Here is a 19,358-nt window from a genome sequence, read left to right as displayed (position 1 = left end):
ATGACCGAGCCCTTCCTCTCAATCCAGCATGTGCGAAAATCCTTCGGCCCCATCACCGTTGTGCAGGATTTCAACCTCGACGTCGAGCCGGGCGAATTCGTCTCTTTCCTTGGGCCATCGGGCTGCGGCAAGACGACGGTGCTGCGCATGGTCGCTGGTTTCGAAGAGCCGTCCGCCGGCAAGATCGTCGTGGCCGGCAAGGACATCACCCGGCTGAAGCCCAATCAGCGCAATGTCGGCATGGTGTTCCAGGCCTATGCGCTGTTTCCGAACCTCACCGTGGCGCAGAATATCGGCTTCGGGCTGAAGGTCGCCGGCATGCCAAAGGCCGATGCCGACAGGCGCATTGCCGAAATGCTCGACATCATCAAGCTGCCGCAGATGGGCGACCGCTATCCCTACCAGCTTTCCGGCGGCCAGCAGCAGCGCATCGCGCTGGCGCGGGCAATTGCGCCGAAGCCGAAGCTGTTGCTGCTCGATGAGCCGCTATCGGCGCTTGACGCGAAGGTGCGCGTGTCGCTGCGCGAGGAAATCCGCTCGATCCAGAAGAAGCTCGGCATCACCACCATCTTCGTCACCCACGACCAGGAAGAGGCGCTGTCGATCTCCGACCGCATTGCCGTCATGTATGGCGGCAAGGCCGAGCAAGTAGGCACGCCGTTCGAGATCTACAACCGGCCGGCAACCAAATTCGTTGCCAATTTCGTCGGCACGCTGAACGTGCTTGAAGGCACGGTCACAGACGCGGCTTCGGGCAAGGTGCGCGTCAATTCGCAAGAGGTTTCGCTCAAGGGCAAGCTCAACGGCTCGAAATCCGGCGACACGCTGTCGTTGGCACTGCGTCCGGAAGCGATTTCGCTGGGGCGCCACCCCGGCCGCGACTCCAGCCTTTCGGGCGAAATCGCCGAAGTGCATTTCCTCGGCTCGGTCATCCGGGTGCGCGTCGGCATCGGCGGCGCCACGGTCTCGCTCGACACGTTCAACAGCCCGGCCACGCCGCCGCCGGCCGTCGGCGAAAAGGCCGAAATTTCGTTCTCGTCGGGCGACATGCTGGTGCTGCATTAGGGGAAGAGGGAATAGTGAATAGTGAGAATGCGCTTTACGCGCCAAATTCCTCTACACGCAGCCATTCACCATTCACGAGCAGCCAAAGCCGTTGCCGTTTTTGCAGTGCCAATCGCCCGGCTTCACCGCTACGATAAGGCATGGCGCTTTTTGAACTCACCCTTGTCCTGCTTCTCATCGCGGTCGTCCTGACCGCGCTGTCGCGGCGTCTGCAGATTCCCTATCCTTCATTGTTGGCGCTGGCCGGCGCTGGCATCGCCTTCCTGCCGTTTGCCCCGACCATCGAGATCGACCCGGAGCTGGCGCTCGCTCTGTTCATCGCGCCGGTTCTGCTCGACGCGGCCTACGACACGTCGCTGCGCGATCTCAACCGCTACAAGGTTTCGCTCATCCTGCTGGCGCTTGGCGCCGTCATCTTCACCACGGTGGCGGTCGCTCTGGTGGGCTGGACGATGGCAGGCCTGCCCGTCGCCGCCGCCATAGCGCTTGGCGCGATTGTGGCGCCGCCCGATGCGGTGGCAGCGGCGGCCGTGCTCGGGCAGTTCAAGGTACCGCACCGCATCACCGCCATCCTGGAAGGCGAGAGCCTTCTCAATGACGCGACGGCACTGCTGATCTACCGAATGTCGGTTTCCGCAGCCGCCGGCTCCATCCTGTTGAGCAGTGCCGTACCAATGATCCTGCTGTCGACGGTCGGCAGCCTTGCCGCAGGCTATGTGCTCGGCCGGTTGTCTCTCGCCATACTCGGCCGTATCGACGACCCGGCGAGCGGCACCGTGGTGCAATTCGCCTCAACCTTTGGCGTCTGGATCCTGGCCGACAGGATAGGGCTGTCCGCCATCATCACGATCGTCGTCTATGCCATGACGATCGCCCGTACATCGCCGCGCCGCATGCCGGCAAGGAATCGTGTCAGTTCCTACTCGGTCTGGGAGACGGCGGTGTTCGTGCTCAACGTCCTGGCCTTCGTCCTGATGGGCCTGCAAGCGCGATCGATTGTCGGTCGACTTGCCGAGCAAGGACAAAGCGAGGCGTTCGTCTTTGCCCTGGCGGTGCTGGCCATTGTCATCGTATCGCGGCTCGTCTGGGTGCTGGGCTGCGGCGCGATCCTCAGAGCGCTGGCACGTCTGGGCGACGAGGACAGGCGGAAGGACGCACCGACATTGCGCGGCGGCGTGCTCATCGGCTGGTGCGGCATGCGTGGCCTGGTGACGCTTGCGGCAGCCTTCGCCTTGCCGGCCGACTTCCCGGGCCGTGATCCGATCGTGCTCGCCGCCTTCACGGTCGTGCTCGGCACATTGGTGCTGCAAGGCGTCAGCCTGAAACCGTTGCTGCTTCTGCTCAATCTCGACCTCGACCGGACGGTCGACCGGGAGGTGGCGCAGGCGCGCGTCGCCATCATGCAGGCGGCGCTGGACGTGCTCAGCGGCAAGACATCGAGCGCGGCCGGGGCGGTGCGAGAGCAATATGCCGCCCAGCGCGCCATCGCCGAAAACCCGGAGGATGCCCAGGCGGCGACCGAGTATGACAGATTGCGTCTTTACGCCATCAAGAGCCAGCGTGATGCGCTGGAGCGTTTGCGCATCGACGGGACGATCGGCGACGAAGCCTACCACCGCCTTGAGGAAGAAATCGACTGGTCGGAACTGGCAGCATCCCCGCCCGGTCGGTTCCAGCCGCTGACCACTTAGCATCTGGCCCAAGCTCCCTCCGCCCGGCTGCACATTGCAAGGCTGTCAGCGAACGGCTACTGCCAGCAGGAAACTGAGCCGGATAAGCAATGAAGCTGGTCAGCTATAACATCCAGTACGGCTTCGGCAGCGATGGCCGCTACGACCTGGCGCGTTGTGCCAAGGTCGTGGCCGGCGCCGACATCGTCGCCTTGCAGGAGGTGGAACGGCACTGGTTGCGCAGCAACGAGGACGACCAGCCGGAACTTCTTTCGCAATTGCTGCCCGACTATCATTGGGTCTACGGGCCGGCCTTCGACATGGATGCCAGCCACCGGCGTGAAGGCCACATCGTCAACCGGCGGCGGCAATTCGGCACCATGGTTCTGTCGAAGCTTCCGATCGTCTGGTCGCGGCTGCATACGCTGCCGCTCAGGCGCACGCTGCGGCCGCTCAACACCCGCAATGCCGCACTCGAATGCATGATCCGCGCCCCTGCCGGTCCGGTGCGGGTGCTGTCGTTGCATCTGGCGCATATCGCGGCCGAGGAGCGGCTGGAGCAGATCGACTATTTGCTCGCCGAGCATCGCAGCGCGCCGTCCGAGGGCGGTCCATGGAGCGGCGCCGACGACGAGCCGGCGCGCAACTGGAGCAATGGCGAACAGGAGCCAGAAAACCCCGTAGCGGCGATCTGGTTGGGCGACTTCAACATGGAGCCGGATAGCGCCGAGTACCGGCGCATTGTCGGCAGCGCGCCCTATCATCGCGGTGCCGCCTATCTCGACGGTTTTGTCGATGCCGCCGCCGTCGCAATGGAACCGACAGCGGATTTCCACACCCATGTGAAGACTATCGATGGCAGGCTGGCAAAGCGCCGGCTCGACCATTGCTTCGTCGGCGGCATGTTTGCCGGGCGCGTGCGCTCGGTCAGCGCCGATATCGGCCAAATCGCTTCCGACCATTTTCCGCTCTGGGTCGATATCGACCTGGAGACGCCGATCGTCATCGGGACGGGCGGCGGATGAACCGCCGATGAGCCTGTTTGTCTTTTTCGCGGTGCTCGCCGCCGCATCCATGCATGCGATCTGGAACGCGCTGGTCAAGGTCCATCTCGACCGTTTCCTGTCGATCACACTGATGACGCTCGGCATGGGTGCCGCTGCGCTGGTGACGTTGCCTTTCGTCGAGGTGCCGAAGCCGGAAGTGTGGCCATACATCCTCGCCTCGGTTGTCTTCCACATGGGCTACAGGACGTTCCTGATCGGCGCCTACAAGGCCGGCGATTTCGCCCAGACCTATCCGCTGGCGCGCGGCACCGCGCCATTGCTGGCCGCTTTGGGGGGCGTTGTGGTGGTTGCCGAGATGCCGGCGCCGCTCGCCATTCTCGGCATCCTCTTGTTGTCGGCGGGCACGCTGGTGCTGTCGTTTCGCGGCGGCGCGCATCTGGAGAAATTGAACCTGCGCGCCGTCGGCTTCGCGCTGGGCACATCGATCTTCATCGCCAGCTACACGCTGTCGGACGGCAGCGGCGCGCGGCTGGCCGCCACCGCGTCGAGTTATGCCGCCTGGCTGTTCGTCTGCGATGCGCTGTGGGCGCTGGTGCTATGCGTCGTCTTTCGCGGACCACAGGCGCTGCCGGTGCTGGCGCGCGACTGGAAGCCCGGAATCTATACCGGCGTGCTCAGCGGCGGCGCCTACTGGATCGTGATGTGGGCGATGACCAAGGCGCCGATCGCCTCGGTGGCGTCGCTGCGCGAAACATCGATCCTGTTCGCCATGATGATCTCGGTGTTCGCGCTCGGCGAGAAGATGACGGCATGGCGAGGTGCCGCGGTGCTTAGCATCGTTGCCGGCGTCGTTGCGCTGAGAATGGGATAGTCACGCGATCTCCAGATCAAACACCATCAGCCCGTCGGTGCCGCCTTCGAGCGCCGCGACCAGTTTTGCGCCGGCTCGCTGATGCGCTTCATGCTCCAGATAGGCATCGCGTGCCGCAGCGTCGCGAAAGTCGATGGTGAAGCCGTGCGTGAATCCGCGGGCGAAGGGTTCCGGGCTGGTATTGGCGCTGAATTCGACCTTGCCCATGCCGTCGATCACCGCCCGCAACGCTTCGAGATCGGCATGGATTGCCGCGCGGTCGGCGTCGGCGACATCGTTGCGAAATCTGACGAAGACACAGTGCCTGATCATTCTTTGTCCCTCATGCCGCTTGGTTGGTGGAAAACACCGCCGGCGGCAGCGGCTCGCGGCCAAGGATCAGATCGGCGCCTTTTTCGCCAACCATGATCGTCGGGGCATTGGTGTTGGAGGAGGGGATGCGCGGCATCACCGAGGCGTCGCAGACGCGCAGGCCCTCGATACCGCGCAGCCTGAGATCTGGCGTTACCACGCTCATCGCATCGTGGCCCATGCGGCACGTGCCGACCGGGTGGTGGTCGGTCTTGGAACTGCGGCAGGCGTAGTCGAACAGCTCGTCGCCGCTCTGCAGGTCGGGTCCCGGCAATACCTCGCGCAGCACATAGGGCTGCAGCGCCTTCTGCCGCATGATCTCGCGCGCCAGCCTCAGCCCCTTGATCGACATATCGCGGTCATAGGGATCGGACCAATAGTTCGGATCGATCAACGGGCGGTCGGCCGGATCGGCGCTGTTCAGCCGCACCGTGCCGCGCGAGTGCGGACGCAGGAAGGCCGAGTTCAATGTCACGCCCGGATTGTTCAGCTTCTCGACGCCGGCCTCGATGCCGGAGCCGAGGCCGAGATGCAGCTGGATGTCGGGAGAGGCGGCGGTCGGATCGGCGTACCAGAAGCCGCCGGTCTCGAACAGGCTGGAAGCCACCGGGCCTTTCTTCAGGAGCAGATACTGCAGGCCGGCCCAAGCCGTCCAGTGCAGCTTGGCGTAGTTGTCGTAGGTGTGATCGCCGGTGCATTCGGCGATGACGAACAGGTCGAGATGATCCTGCAGGTTGGAGCCGACGCCGGGCAGATCGTGCACCGGTGTCACGCCGACCGCCTTCAGATGGTCGGCCGGGCCGATGCCCGACTGCATCAGAAGCTTCGGCGAGCCGATAGCGCCGGACGAGACGATCACCTCGCGCTCGGCGCGCAGGATCGTTGGCTGGCCGCCCGGCCTGTCGACGATCTCGACGCCGACGGCGCGGCCCTTGTCGACGACGATGCGTGTCACCAGAACGCCGGTCCTGACGGTGAGATTCTTTCGCTCGCGGATCGGCCGGAGGTAGGCGACAGAGGCGGAGGAGCGCTTCGCGTCCTTCTGCGTCAGCTGATAGTAACCGACGCCCTCCTGGGCTACCCCGTTGAAGTCGGGATTGAAGGGGATGCCCATCTCCTGTCCGGCACGGAAATAGGCCTCGCAGATCGGCAGCGGCGCGATCGGGTTCGACACGCCGAGCGGGCCCTGGTCGCCGTGAAAATCGTTGGCATAACGCTGATTGTTCTCGGCGCGTTTGAAATAGGGCAGCACGTCGCGATAGCCCCAGCCGGCAAGACCTTCTTCCTTCTCCCAGGCGTCGTAGTCGCGGGCGTTGCCGCGCGTGTAGATCTGCGCGTTGATCGACGAGCCGCCGCCGATCACCTTGGCCTGCGTGTATCGGAAGACACGGTCCTGCATGTGCTTTTGCGGCACCGTCGACCAGCCCCAGGCGGCGATGCCCTTGGTCATCTTGGCGAAACCGGCCGGCATGTGGATCAGCGGATGCCAGTCCTTGCCGCCGGCTTCGAGCAGCAGCACCTGATGCGACGGATCTTCGCTCAGCCGGTTGGCGAGTACGCAGCCGGCCGGGCCAGCGCCGACGATGATGTAGTCGGTCATGGCGTCACCTGTTCATAGCCTCGGCACCGACAGCGCGCCGTCGACATTGATGACCGAGCCGGTCGAAAAGCCGAACTTGCCACCGGCGAGTGCTGCCACGGCTGCACCGATATCTTCGCTCTTGCCCCAGCGCATCGCCGGCACCAGCCCGCCGTCGATCAGCCCGTCATATTTGGCGGTCACACCGGCGGTCATGTCGGTGCGGATGATGCCCGGGCGCACCTCGAACACGGCGATGTTTTCGGCGGCAAGCCGCAGTGCCAGGTTCTTCACCCACATCGAAAGCCCGGCCTTGGAGATGCAGTAATCAGCACGTTCCGGCGAGGCCATGGCGGCACTGACCGAGGTGATGGTGATGATCGATCTCGCACCATCGCTCGGCAGGCCGAGCATCGCTTTGGCGACGTGCTGGCTGAGGAACACCGTGCCGCGCAGATTGATGCCGAGCACCCGGTCGAAATTTTCCGGCTTGAGCTCGAGCAGATCGCCGCGCAGGACGGCGCCGATGCCGGCATTGTTGACCAGGCAGTCGATGCGGCCGAAGGCGCTTGTCGCGGCCTCGATCAGCGCTGCATGGCCGTCGAGGTCGGCGATGTCGCAACTGACATAGGCGAATTTCGCGCCGCGCCCGGTGATGTCGGCGGCGAGCCCGTCGGCGGCTTCGTCGGCAAGGTCGGAGACGAGGATGTCGAAGCCTGCATCGGCCAGCGCCTCGGCGCAAGCAAGGCCGATGCCGCGCGCGCCGCCGGTGACGATCGCTGCGGGGCGGCTCATGTTGCAAGCTCCGTCTTGCGGATATGATCGGCGACGCGCAGCGCCTGTGCGGCGATCGACAGCGCCGGATTGACGGCGGCCGAATTCGGCAGGAAGCCGGCATCGACGACGAACAAATTGCTGTGGTCGAAGGAGCGGCAGAACGGGTCGAGCGGCGAGGTCGCTGGATCGTTGCCCATCTTCACCGTGCCGCACTGATGCGAGGGCGTGCGCTTGTCAAACGGCCGCGACAGCACGATCGGATAGCCGCAGGCGCGGAAATTCTCGCGCATCACCTTGGTCAGTCCGTCGAGCGACTGCATGTTGGAGCGCCGCCACTGCATGACGATGTCCTTGCCGTCGACCATGATGCGGCTCTCGGGATCGGGCAGGTCCTCGCACATCAGATACCAGTCGACGGCGCGGCCAGCCATGAAATCGAGCGCGAATTTGGGCGCGCGCCTGACATTGGCCTTGAGGATGTTGCCGTCGATCTTGCCGAGGAGCTGGACATTGCCGAGCGGCTTGCCGCCCTTGCCGTCGGACAGATAATAATCGTTCAGCATCAGCGTCTTCTGGTAGACGGATTTGTTCCGGCGGCGTGGATCGATCGCCAGCATGGCGCTCGAATTGTGGTTCATGAAGTTGCGGCCGACCTGGTCGGAGCGGTTGGCCAGGCCTTTGCCACCGCCTCTGCCCTGAGGGGTGGGCGAGCGCAGCAGGATGGCGGCGGAATTGACTGCGCCGGCCGATAGGATGACCAGCTTCGGCGCGACTTTCTTCAGCGTACCGTTCTGTCGATAATGGACGGCGATGATCGTCCTCGCATCCGGCGATGCCTCGAGATATTCGACATGGGCGCCGGTCTCGAGCTTGATCTTCTGGTCGGTAAGGGCGGCGGCCAGCGGTCCCGTTTGGGCGTCGACCTTGCCGGTCCCGGTGTTGGGAAACGCGTCCCACGGCGTGCTGCCGTCTTTCAGCCAGGCTTCGATGTCGACGCCGAGCGGCAGCGATGCCGGGTGCAGGCCGAGGCTCCTGAGCTCGGCGCGGGCGCGCGCGATCGGCGGCTCGTCGGGTATCGGCCCGAAAGGGTAGGGCATCGAGTGGAATGGCTCGGTCGGGTCTTCGCCGAGTGCACCGCGCACGCGGAACAGCTGCTCGGCCCTGGAATACCAGGGTTCGAATTCCTCATAGGAAAACGGCCAGGCCGGCGAGATGCCGCCATAGTGCTCCATCTCCGAAAAGTCTTCCCTGCGGTAGCGGATCAGCACCGCGCCGTAGAATTTCGAATTGCCGCCGACATAGTAGTAATTGCCCGGGTTGAAAGGCGCTCCGCCGGCCTCGAGCCACAGCTCCTTCGGCCGATAATGGCCGTCGACGAAGATCGCGTGGGTGTCGCGTGTGTGCGGCGTTGCTGGCAGTGGTTCGCCGCGCTCCAGCATCAGGATCGAGGCGCCACCGCCGGCAAGGCCGGAGGCGATCGTGGCGCCGCCTATGCCGGAGCCGATGATGACGATGTCGGGATTTGTCATGGCCGTTAGACGATGCGTTTCTCGGTCGCCGGATCGAAGAACACCGCCTTAGTCAGGTTGAAGGCGAGCGGCGTAACCGTGCCGGGCTGGATTTTGGCATCGGCGCGCAGCCGCGCCACCACGGCCTTGCCGCCGAGATTGGTGACCGCGAACGTATCCGAGCCGGCCGGCTCGATGACCTCGATGTGACAGTCGGCGCGGGCGATGTTCGCGGCGTTGCGTTCGGCACCCTCGGGATCGGTCAGTGCTTCCGGGCGGACGCCGAAGATGATCGGTTTTCCCTGGAATGCCGACAGGCCGGCCGGCGCATTGCCCAGCGGCAGCGAGATCGGCTGGCGCGCCTCGCGCTCCATGACGACGGAGAAGCCGCTGCCGTTGCTGCCGATCGTCGCCGGGATCAGGTTCATCGCCGGCGAGCCCATGAAGTCGGCAACAAACAGGTTGACCGGATTGTTATAGATTTCGGCTGGCGTGCCGAACTGCTGCACCTCGCCGTCGCGCATCACCGCGATCTTGGTGGCCAGCGTCATCGCCTCGATCTGGTCGTGGGTGACGTAGACGATGGTGGTGCCGGTGGTGGCGTGCAGGCGCTTGATCTCGATGCGCATGTCGACACGCAGCTTGGCATCGAGATTGGACAAAGGCTCGTCGAACAGGAACAGCTTTGGATCGCGCACCAGCGCCCGGCCCATGGCGACGCGCTGGCGCTGGCCGCCGGAGAGCTGGCTTGGCTTGCGCTTCAGCAAATGGCCGATCTGCAGGACCTTCGCCACCTTGTCGATCGCCTTCTGGCGCTCGCCGGCCGGCACGCCGCGCATCTCCATACCGAAGGCAATATTCCCGGCCACCGTCATGTTCGGATAGAGCGCGTAGCTCTGGAACACCATGGCGATGTCGCGCTTGGAGGGGTGAAGATCGTTGATCGTGCGTCCGTCGACGCGGATTTCCCCTTCGGTGATGGTTTCCAGGCCGGCAATGGTGTTGAGCAGCGTGGACTTGCCGCAACCGGAAGGCCCGACCAGCACGAGGAAGCCGCCCTTTTCCAGGTCGAGGTCGATGCCTTTCAGGATCTCGACCGCTCCGAAACGCTTCTTCAGCCCGTCAATTTCCAGAAAAGCCATGCGATTATCCTTTGACGGCGCCGGCCATAAGGCCGCGCACGAAATAGCGGCCGGCGAGCACATAGACGAGGAGCGTCGGCAGCGCGGCGATCATCGCAGCCGCCATATTGACGTTGTATTCGACGACGCCGGTCGAGGTGTTGACGACGTTGTTCAGCGCCACCGTCATCGGCATCACGTCGCCTGAGCCGGCATATGCGGAGGCGAAGAGGAAGTCGTTCCAGATGTTGGTGAACTGGTAGATCACCGTCACCACGATGATCGGCAGCGAGTTGGGCAGCATGATGCGCCGGAAGATCTGGAAGAAGCTGGCGCCGTCGATCTGCGCCGCCTTCACCAGCTCGTTCGGAAACGCTTCGTAATAATTGCGGAAGAACAGGGTGGTGAAGCCGATGCCGTAGACGACGTGAACGAACACCAGGTTCACGGTTGGATTGCCGAAGCCGAAGGTGAAGCCGGTCGCGTTCTGCAGCTTGACACCGAACCGGCCGAGGCTGCCGAGGATCGTTGCCATCGGCAAGAGCACGGACTGGAACGGGATGAAGCAGGCAAACAGCATCAGCCCGAACACCAGCGTCGCCCCGCGAAAGCGCCACTTCGTCAGCACATAGCCGTTGAGCGCGCCGAGCAGGGTCGAGATAATGACCGCCGGAACCACCATCTTGATCGAGTTCCAGAAATAACCCTTCATGCCGACGCAGGTGAGACCCGAGCAGACTTCGCTCCATGCCCTTATCCAAGGGGCGAAGGTCGGCGCCTGCGGCAGCGCCAGCATGTTGCCGTTCTGGATCTCGTCCATGGTCTTGAACGAGGTCACCAGCATGACGAACAGCGGCATCAGATAGAACAGCGCAAACAGCGCCAGCAGCCCGTAGATGACGATACGGTTGACCGTCCTGGCGCTGATACCGCCTGTGCTCTGGCGAGCAGGAGTGGCTATGGCGCTCATCGCGGCTTCTCCCGAAGCTCGGAATAGAGATAGGGAACGATGATCGCGGTGATAGTCATCAGCATGATCACGGCGCTGGCCGAGCCGACGGCCATTTCGTTGCGCTTGAAGGTGTACTCATACATGAAGTTCGACGGCAGCCAGGCCGAGCCGCCCGGCCCGCCGCTGGTCAGCGCGACGACCAGATCGTAGGACTTGATGGCGAGATGCGCGAGGACGATCAAGGCGGACAGGAAGATCGGCCGCAGCAGCGGGATGACGATGCGACGGTAGAGCTGGAAGGTGGTGGCACCGTCGATCTGCGCCGCCTTCAGGATCTCGCCGTCGATGCCGCGCAGGCCGGCCAGGAACATCGCCATGATGAAGCCTGACGCCTGCCAGACACCGGCGATGACCACAGTGTAGATGACGAAGTCCTTGTTCTTGATCCAGTCGAAATGGAAGCTCGTCCAGCCCCATTGGTGCAGCGTCTGCTCGAGGCCGAGGCCGGGGTCGAGAAACCATTTCCAGGCAACGCCGGTGACGATGAAGGACAGTGCCATCGGGTAGAGATAGATCGGCCGCAACATGCCTTCGCCGCGGATCTTCTGGTCAAGCAGGATCGCCAGGAACAGGCCGAGCGCCAGGCAGATGGAAATATAGAGGAAGCCGAAAACCCCCATATTGGTGATCGAGGTGTACCAGGAGGACGGCGGATCGCTTTCGAAAGTCCAGCGCCACAGCCGCTGATAGGCGCGTGGCCCGGTGATCGCATAGGAGGGAAAGGTCTTGGAATTGGTGAAGGACAGATAGATCGTCCACAGGATGAAGCCGTAGACGAAGACGATGGTGGCGGCGAAGCTCGGCGCCAGCACGAGCTTCGGCAGCGCATCCTGCAGGCGCGAGCGCACCGAAGCGCCCGGACGGGCACCGTGCTCCGGCGTCAGCGTGATACTGGTTTCAGCAACTATGCTCATCGATCCATTCCGTATCGCGGGTCCGGAATTCTGTCGTCGCGGCCTCTGCGGCACGAAGCGTGCCGGTCAGCGCAACCGCAAAACCCCTCCGCAGGGAATCTCCCCGGCTTGCGCCGGGGAGATCGTTCACATGGGCGCGTGCTTACTTGGCGTCTTCGATCGCACTGACCAGTTGGGTCACCGCCTCGTCCGAGGTCTTGATCTGGCCGTGGACGAACTTCGAGACGACATCCTTGTAGGCGTTGGCAACCGCCGGAGGGGCGCCGTAGCCTTGCGCCAGCGAGCCGAACAGCGTGCCGCCTTCATTGGCGGCCTTCAAATCGGCCATGCCCTTCTTGCCGCATGCGTCGAAGTCGGTGTCCGGCACGTCGGTGCGGGCCGGGACCGAGCCCTTGACGACGTTGAAGGCCGACTGGAAGCTCTTCGACAGAGTTGCGGTGGCCAGAGCGATCTGGGCGGCCTTGCGGTCTTCCGGAACCTTGAACATGCCGAACATGTCGGAGTTGTAGATCACGCTGCCGTCGGTGCCCGGGAAGCGATAGCAGAGAAAGTCGGTGCCCGGGACCTTTTTGGCGGCGTTGAATTCGCCCTTGGCCCAGTCACCCATCACCTGCACCAGCGCATCACCCTTGATGACCATGGCGGTGGCGAGGTTCCAGTCACGGCCCGAGAAGTTCGGGTCGACATAGGTGACGAGCTTGGCGAGGTTGTCGAACGACTTCTTCATCGTGTCGGACTTGAGGGATTCCTCGTCGAGGTCGTTGAAGGCCTTCTTGTAGAACTCAGGCCCGCCGGTCGACAGCACGACCGAGTCGAACATGGTCGCTTCCTGCCAGTTCTGGCCGCCCAGCGCGAGCGGGATGACGCCCGCCGCCTTGGCCTTGTCGAGCAGCGCGATGAAGTCGTCGAAGGTCTTGGGCTCGGTGCCGCCGATCTTGTCCATCACCGCCTTGTTGATCCACAGCCAGTTGACCGAGTGGACGTTGACCGGAGCCGCGACCCACTTGCCGTCATAGACGGAGAATTTCTGCAGGGCGGCGGGAACGGACTTGTCCCAGCCTTCCTTTATCGCCGTCTCGGTCAGGTCGCCCATGACGCCGGCCGCGGCGTAGTCGAGCACGGTATAGCCAAGCATCTGCGAGGCGGTCGGGTAGTTGCCGGCCGCCACCATCGCCTTCAGCGCGGTCATGGCGGCGTCGCCGCCACCGCCGGCCACCGGCACGTCCTTCCAGGCAAAGCCTTCCTTGGCCAGATCTTGCTTGAGCACGTTCAGAGCGGCAGCTTCGCCGCCCGACGTCCACCAATGCAGCATCTGGACTTCCTTGACGTCCTCGGCATGGGCCGCGAACGCAACGCCCGCTGCGAGACCCGTCCCGATAAGCAGTTTGCGCAACATGTACTTCCTCCCTTGTTGAACTTACAACGACCGGCGGATGGCCACCGGGTTCTTCCCAACTCAGCCGACCCACCATCCGGTGCGCTGGCCGCGATGAAACTGGATTGTCTTTTCCTCGGTATAATCCTCGACGGCGCGCTTGCCGAGTTCGCGTCCCAGACCGGACTGCTTGTAGCCGCCGAAAGGCAGTTCGGGATAACCTTCCATGAACGTGTTCACCCAAACAGTTCCCGAACGCACATTCCGCGCCACCGACATGCAGGTATCGATGCTGGCGCTCCACACGCCCGCCGACAGACCATAGGGCGTGTTGTTGGCGATGTGCAACGCCCTTTCAATCGATTCAAAAGTCAGCACCGAGAGCACCGGACCGAACACTTCCTCGCGCGCAATGGCCATGTCTTCGGTGACGTCGCGAACGATGGTTGGATCAAGATACTGGCCGGCGCTCGCAGCAAGCTGCTTGCCGCCGCTATAGATCCGGCCGCCGCCGTTTTCCGCTGCCGTCACGTAGCCGGTGACCTTGGCCATGTGGTCGGCGGAGATCATCGCGCCGACCTTGGTGCGGTCGTCGAGCGGGTCGCCAACAGTCACCTTGGCGGTGAGGGCTTTGACGGCGCCGAGGAACTCATCGGCGATCGCCTCATGGACGATTAGCCGGCTGCCGGCATTGCAGCATTCGCCGGCGTTGAAGAAGCCGCCGAATACCGCCGCGTCGGCGGCGGCATCGAGGTCGGCATCGGGAAAGACGATCTGGCCGTTCTTGCCGCCGAGCTCCATCGAGACTTTCTTCAGCGAGTTGGCGGCAGACGCCATGGTCATCCTGCCGACCCGGGTGGAGCCGGTGAACGACACCATCTCGACCAGCGGGTGGCTGACCATCGGTGCGCCGATATCGGCGCCCAGACCGGCAAGGATGTTGACGACGCCATCCGGCAGGCCGGCCTGCATCAGGATCTCGCCGAGCACGAAAGTCGAGGCCGAGGTCATCTCGCTCGGCTTGATCACCGCCGTGCAGCCGGCGGCGAGCGCGAAGGGCAGTTTCTGGCTGACGATAAGGAACGGGAAATTCCACGGTGTGATGATGGAGACGACGCCGATCGGTTCGCGCAGCACGACGCCGAGCATGGCGTCGCCGAGATTGGCGTAGCTTTCGCCGTGAAGCGTGCGGGCAAGTGCCGCGGCATAGCGCCAGATATCGACGGCGCCGCCGATCTCGCCGCGCGCCTGGGCAATCGGCTTGCCGGATTCCAGCGCGTCGAGCCGGGCAATCTCGTCCAGCCGCGCCTCGATCAGGTCAGCAGCCTTGAGCAGGATCGCGGCGCGCTCGGCGGCCTTCATGCGCGGCCACGGGCCGGTCTCGAAGGCCCTGTGCGCGGCCTGTACCGCAGCCTCGACGTCCGCCGCGCCGGCCTGTGCATAGCGCGAGACGGTGAAGCCGTGGCCGGGGCTGCTGCGCCCCAGCGTGCGGCCGTCCCGAGCGTCCACGAACTTGCCGTCGATCAGCAGCCGGTAGCTTTTCGGCGCTGCGGCTGCCTCGGCGGGCATGGCGATGTTGAGAGGTGCGTTCATGTGAGTTTCAGGTTCCTAAGATCTTGAGAAGGCCGGTTTCTGCTTGGCGCTGAAAGCCTCGACGCCGGTCCTGAGATCGCTTGTCAGCGCGATGAAGCCGCTGGCCAGCGCTTCGGTCGCGGCAGCACTCTCCTCGCTTTCCGCAATGGCAATCATCAGCTTGGCGGCCTCGGTCGCGAGTGGCCCGCGCTCGGCGATCTTGCCGGCCCAGGCCTTGGCTTCGGCGAACGCCTTACCGGTCTCGACCACCCGGTCGACAATCCCCAGAGCAAGAGCCTCGGTAGCCAGAAACACTTCGCCGCCGAGCGCCATCCGCCGCACTGCCTGTGCGCCGAAGCGGCGCACGGCGCGCTGGGTGCCGGACCAGCCGGGAACGACGCCGATCGAGGTTTCGGGGAACCCCAGCTTCACCTGTGTTTCCGCCACGCGGAAGTCCGCAGCCGCCGCCAGTTCCAGCCCGCCGCCCAGCGCATGGCCGGCAAGCACGGCGATCGTCGGCTGCCGCAGCCGCGCCAGCCGATCAAAGACGCGATGGCCGTAGCGCACCCATTGCACCTGGAAATCGGCGGCGCTCATTTCTGCCCAAGCCTCGACATCGCCGCCGGCGCAAAAGCCCTTGCCTTCGCCGCAGATCAGCACGACGCGGACGGTCTGCGCCGCCTCGGCTTCGTCGAGCGCTGCTTCCAACCCCCGCAGCATCGGAATATCGAGCGCGTTGAATTTCTCCGGCCGGCGCAGCGTGACAATGCATATGGCGCCGTCGGTTTCAAAGGTTACCAGACGCTCAGCCATGTGCGCCTCCAAGCGACGCGCCGCCATTGAGCGACAGGCCGATCGGCCGGTCCCGGTAGAGCGCATCCGGCGTCACTTGCAGCTCGTTGGCGACGGCGAGCGGGATCTCGGCCTGCGCCAGCACATCGCGCTCGAGATCGATGCCCGGCGCCAACTCGGTCACCATCAGCCCCGCCGGCGTCAGCTTCATCACGCAACGCTCGGTGACATAGGTGATATCCTGTCCCTGCGCGACGGCACGCTTGCCCGAGAAGGAGATATGCTCGACCTCGTCGACGACTTTCTTGACCTTGCCCTCCTGGTCGATGCGGATGCCGTCACCGGCAAGCGACAGCTTGGCGCCGGCGTTGAAGAAACCGGAAAAGACGATCTTCTTCGCTCGCGCGGTGATGTCGACGAAGCCGCCGGCGCCGGCGGTGACGTGGGGCCGCGCCGAAAGCTTCGAGACGTTGACAGAGCCATGGCGGTCGATCTGCAGGAAGGACAGCAGCGAGGCGTCGAAGCCGCCGGCCTGGAAATAGATGAACTGGTGCGGAGAGGGCATGAAGGCGTCGGCATTCGACGAGCAGCCGAACTTGAAGTCGAGCAGCGGCACGCCGCCGACCGCACCCTGCTCGATGACCCAGGTGACCTTGCCGTGCTGGCCTTCCTCGATCAGGATGCGCGGCACATTGGCCGAGATGCCGAAGCCGATATTGACCGCCATGCCGTCGGCAAGCTCCATGGCGACGCGGCGGGCGATGACCTTCTGGACGTTCATCTCGGCGTTGCGGAAGCTCGACAGCGGCCGGAAAATCTCGCCGGAGATGGCCGGATCGTAGGGCGTCAGCGTCGTCTGCAACTGGTCGGGCGCCACGACGATATGATCGACCAGCACGCCGGGCACTCGTACATCGTGTGGCTTCAGCGTGCCGTTCTCGACGACGCGCTTGACCTGCGCGATGACGATGCCGCCATTGTTGCGGGCGGCCAGCGCCTGTTCAAGGCCGCCGAGATAAGCACCTTCATGCTCATAGGTGAGGTTGCCGCGCTCATCGGCGGTGGTGGCGCGGATGATCGCCACCTGCGGCACGATCGAGCGGAAATAGAGCCACTCCTCGCCATCGAACTGCTGCACCGAAACGATCGGCTCGCTGGCGGCAGCATTCATGGCGCAGCCCTGGTGGCGCGGGTCGGCGAAGGTGTCGAGCCCGACCTTGGTCAGCACGCCGGGACGCTTGGCGGCGGCTTCGCGATGCATGTCGAACAGGATGCCGGACGGCACGTTGTAAGCAGCGACCGAATTGTCGCCGATCATCTTCCAGATCTGCGGTGGTTCGGAAGATGACGGCCCGGATGGATAGGAGCCGCACAAAGTGCGCTTCAACAGGCCGGGCTTGGCTAAGTGATCGATGCCCTTGATGCCGTACATGTCACCGGCGGCGATCGGGTGCAGTGTCGTGATGTCCTTGGGATGGCCTTCGGCGTCGAAGCGCTCGCCGATCGCGGCAAGCACCGCATCCGGGCAGCCGAGGCCGCTCGACGACGACACGGAAACGACCACGCCATCCCTGATCAGGCCGGCAGCCTCAGCCGCGGAAACGAGCTTGCTCATCCAGCACTCCCGAGCTTCGGGTCGATGGCAACGGCCTTGCCGGACCTGGCCGACTGCAATGCCGCTTCGGCTGATGTCAGCGACCAGACGCCGTCTTCGCCGGTGGCGGAAGGCTGGCCCTCGCCACGGATTGCGGCGTGGAATTGGTGCAGCGAACGGGCATAGAGATCTTCGCGGTCGAAGCTCAATTCCTCCTCGCCCTGTGCCGTGCGCAGCAACACCGAGCCGACCGGCTTCTGCGTCATCACATCCCTGGCGATCAGCGAGCCTTCGCTGCCATGCACCTCGAAGCCGGTGCCGGCGAATCTGGTGGTGAAGCCCTCATGCGACTGGGCGATGACGCCCGATGCGAAACGCCAGAGGCACATGGCGCCGTCTTCCAGCCCGCCGGCGGCCATGCCGGCCGATTGCGTGAACGCCGAGATCTCGACCGGATCGTCGCCGAGCACGAAGCGCAGCGTGTCGGCATCGTGGACGGTGATATCGAGCACCACGCCGCCGCCCGCGTCCGGCCTGGTGATGCGCCAGCCCTGCAGGTTTTCCGGCAGATAGACGGAGTGGAAGACGCGCGCGGCGATCGGCCTGCCGATGCGGCCGGCAGCGATCGCTTCGCGCATCGCCCGGTGCGAGCCCGCATTGCGCAGATGGTGATTGGTGCCGAGCACGACGCCGGCGGCCCTGGCCGCTGTGACCATCTTGCGGGCGTCGGCGCTGGTCAGCGCCAGCGGCTTTTCGCAAAGCACATGCTTTCCCGCCTCGATGGCGGCGAGTGTCTGTTCGAGATGCAATTCGTTGGTGGTCGAGATGTAGACGGCGTCGATGTCAGAGCCGAGCAATTCATCAAGCGTCGAGACCGCCGCCGGAATGCGGTTTTCCCGAGCATAGGTGGTAGCCCGCTCCGGGCTGGAGCTCATCACTGCGGCGATCTCGCCGTCCGGCTGCGCGCGGATGGCGCCGATCATGAACTGTCTTGCGATCGTGCTGGCGCCGATCAGCCCCCAACTGACGGTCATGCCGCGTCTCCCATTCCTGCGCAGCCATGCTCCTTGCGATCGGGGCCGCAGCTTTCCCTGACCACGAGGTTGACGGCGCCGATATGATCCTCGGCGCGCGTGGTGCGCGATTGGATCATCTTCAGCACGACATGGGCGGCGCGCTCGCCGAGGCCGGCGGTGTTCACCGCGACGCTGGTCAGCGCCGGCATGTAGTGCTCGGCCTCGGCGACGTCGTCGAAGCCGACGACGGCAAAGTCCGCGCCGGGTTCAAGGCCGCGCTTGCGCAGCGCCAGCAAGACGCCGAAGGCGACCGCATCGTTGAAGCAAAGGGCCGCGGTCGGCGGTGAGGCCATGGCAAGGGCGGTTTCCAGGCAGGCAATGCCGCCCTTGCGGCTGGTTTCGCCCTCGAAGACCAGCCTGTCGGCTGGTGCGATGCCGAGCGCTTCACAGGCCTCGCGAAAGCCGCCCAGCCGCTCGTGATAGACGACGAGATCGGACGAACCGCCGAAGAAGGCCAGCCGGCGGTGGCCCTTGCCGATCAGATGGGCGGTGGCAAGATAGGCGCCGCGATGATTGTCGGGCGTGATCACCGGGATGCGGCTTTCGGGGAGGCGGCGCATGACGAAGACGACCGGAACGCCTGCGGTCTCAAGGCGGCGGAACGCGCCCGGCGTGGTGCCGCGCGCCGGCGACACGACGAGCCCGGCGACACCCTGCTCCATCAGCGATTTCAGAACCTCTTCCTGGCGCACCGGGCTCTCCGCCGTGTTGGCGATGAAAGGCACGATCCCGGCCGACTGGAAGACGCGCTCCATGCCGACCGCCATCTCGGCGAAAAACGGATTGGTAAGATCGTTGATGACCATGCCGATGACGTTGGAGTGGGCCTTGCGCAGATTGGCGGCGCCGCGGTTGTAGACATACCCGACATCCTCGATCGCCTTGCGCACCTTGAGCGCGGTCTCAGGCCGGATCAGCCGGCTGCCTTGCAACACCAGCGATACCGTCGATTTGGACACGCCCGCCTCACGGGCGATGTCGAGTATCGTTGCCTTGGCCCGGCTGGCCATCCAGATCTGTCCTCCCGGAGGTTTCTTATGCGATTTTATTGGAACGATCTAATCTCTGCGAGGC

17 protein-coding genes are annotated in these 19,358 nt (G+C 64.4%); 4 read left to right on the top strand and 13 right to left on the bottom strand.

Annotated elements, in window-relative coordinates:
* From NKH42_RS24785 to NKH42_RS24770, 4 genes are all read left to right on the top strand, one after another.
* Entirely contained in the window at positions 1–1,065 is a 1,065-nt protein-coding gene (locus NKH42_RS24785) for an ABC transporter ATP-binding protein (RefSeq protein WP_254816897.1), read from the top strand.
* Positions 1,066–1,205: 140 nt separating this feature from the next.
* Positions 1,206–2,756 (top strand): cation:proton antiporter, encoded by a 1,551-nt coding sequence (locus tag NKH42_RS24780; RefSeq protein ID WP_352506365.1) that lies wholly within the window; start codon positions 1,206–1,208, stop codon positions 2,754–2,756.
* A gap of 89 nt (positions 2,757–2,845) precedes the next feature.
* Positions 2,846–3,760: an endonuclease/exonuclease/phosphatase family protein gene (locus tag NKH42_RS24775; RefSeq protein ID WP_352506364.1), complete on the top strand. Its 915-nt coding sequence runs from the start codon at positions 2,846–2,848 to the stop codon at positions 3,758–3,760.
* Between the two features lie 7 nt (positions 3,761–3,767).
* Positions 3,768–4,613 (top strand): EamA family transporter, encoded by an 846-nt coding sequence (locus NKH42_RS24770; protein ID WP_352506363.1) that lies wholly within the window; start codon positions 3,768–3,770, stop codon positions 4,611–4,613.
* Here the strand turns inward: NKH42_RS24770 and NKH42_RS24765 are convergent, their stop codons facing one another.
* From NKH42_RS24765 to NKH42_RS24705, 13 genes are all read right to left on the bottom strand, one after another.
* Positions 4,614–4,925 (bottom strand): Dabb family protein, encoded by a 312-nt coding sequence (locus tag NKH42_RS24765; protein ID WP_352506362.1) that lies wholly within the window; start codon positions 4,923–4,925, stop codon positions 4,614–4,616.
* Positions 4,926–4,935: 10 nt separating this feature from the next.
* Positions 4,936–6,564: a GMC family oxidoreductase gene (locus tag NKH42_RS24760; protein WP_352506361.1), complete on the bottom strand. Its 1,629-nt coding sequence runs from the start codon at positions 6,562–6,564 to the stop codon at positions 4,936–4,938.
* Positions 6,565–6,576: 12 nt separating this feature from the next.
* The gene (locus NKH42_RS24755; RefSeq protein WP_352506360.1) at positions 6,577–7,338 is read right to left on the bottom strand and encodes a 3-ketoacyl-ACP reductase; all 762 of its coding nucleotides are present in this window, start codon (positions 7,336–7,338) and stop codon (positions 6,577–6,579) included.
* On the bottom strand, positions 7,335–8,849 hold the full coding sequence (locus tag NKH42_RS24750) for a GMC oxidoreductase (protein ID WP_352506359.1): 1,515 nt from the start codon (positions 8,847–8,849) through the stop codon (positions 7,335–7,337). The genes NKH42_RS24755 and NKH42_RS24750 overlap by 4 nt, the downstream gene beginning before the upstream one ends.
* A 5-nt stretch (positions 8,850–8,854) precedes the next feature.
* Positions 8,855–9,970, bottom strand: coding sequence for an ABC transporter ATP-binding protein (locus tag NKH42_RS24745; RefSeq protein ID WP_352506358.1), 1,116 nt, complete (start codon positions 9,968–9,970; stop codon positions 8,855–8,857).
* A 4-nt stretch (positions 9,971–9,974) separates the two neighbouring features.
* A complete protein-coding gene (locus NKH42_RS24740; RefSeq protein WP_254816905.1) occupies positions 9,975–10,919 on the bottom strand; it encodes a carbohydrate ABC transporter permease in 945 nt (314 codons plus the stop codon).
* On the bottom strand, positions 10,916–11,875 hold the full coding sequence (locus NKH42_RS24735) for a carbohydrate ABC transporter permease (protein WP_352506357.1): 960 nt from the start codon (positions 11,873–11,875) through the stop codon (positions 10,916–10,918). The genes NKH42_RS24740 and NKH42_RS24735 overlap by 4 nt, the downstream gene beginning before the upstream one ends.
* Before the next feature lie 142 nt (positions 11,876–12,017).
* Positions 12,018–13,271, bottom strand: a complete 1,254-nt coding sequence (locus NKH42_RS24730) for an ABC transporter substrate-binding protein (RefSeq protein ID WP_352506356.1) — start codon at positions 13,269–13,271, stop codon at positions 12,018–12,020.
* 60 nt (positions 13,272–13,331) lie between these two features.
* Positions 13,332–14,843, bottom strand: coding sequence for an aldehyde dehydrogenase family protein (locus tag NKH42_RS24725; protein WP_352506355.1), 1,512 nt, complete (start codon positions 14,841–14,843; stop codon positions 13,332–13,334).
* 15 nt (positions 14,844–14,858) lie between these two features.
* Entirely contained in the window at positions 14,859–15,635 is a 777-nt protein-coding gene (locus NKH42_RS24720; protein WP_352506354.1) for an enoyl-CoA hydratase/isomerase family protein, read from the bottom strand.
* Positions 15,628–17,229, bottom strand: coding sequence for an acyl CoA:acetate/3-ketoacid CoA transferase (locus tag NKH42_RS24715; protein ID WP_352506353.1), 1,602 nt, complete (start codon positions 17,227–17,229; stop codon positions 15,628–15,630). The genes NKH42_RS24720 and NKH42_RS24715 overlap by 8 nt, the downstream gene beginning before the upstream one ends.
* Positions 17,226–18,242, bottom strand: a complete 1,017-nt coding sequence (locus NKH42_RS24710; RefSeq protein ID WP_352506352.1) for a Gfo/Idh/MocA family protein — start codon at positions 18,240–18,242, stop codon at positions 17,226–17,228. The genes NKH42_RS24715 and NKH42_RS24710 overlap by 4 nt, the downstream gene beginning before the upstream one ends.
* The gene (locus NKH42_RS24705; protein WP_352647626.1) at positions 18,239–19,294 is read right to left on the bottom strand and encodes a LacI family DNA-binding transcriptional regulator; all 1,056 of its coding nucleotides are present in this window, start codon (positions 19,292–19,294) and stop codon (positions 18,239–18,241) included. The genes NKH42_RS24710 and NKH42_RS24705 overlap by 4 nt, the downstream gene beginning before the upstream one ends.
* Positions 19,295–19,358 lie beyond the last annotated feature (64 nt).

Source organism: Mesorhizobium sp. M1142 (genome assembly GCF_040318565.1).
GTDB lineage: Bacteria > Pseudomonadota > Alphaproteobacteria > Rhizobiales > Rhizobiaceae > Mesorhizobium.
Note: the sequence above shows the minus strand (reverse complement) of the source record. Positions and strands in the feature narration are given on the sequence as shown.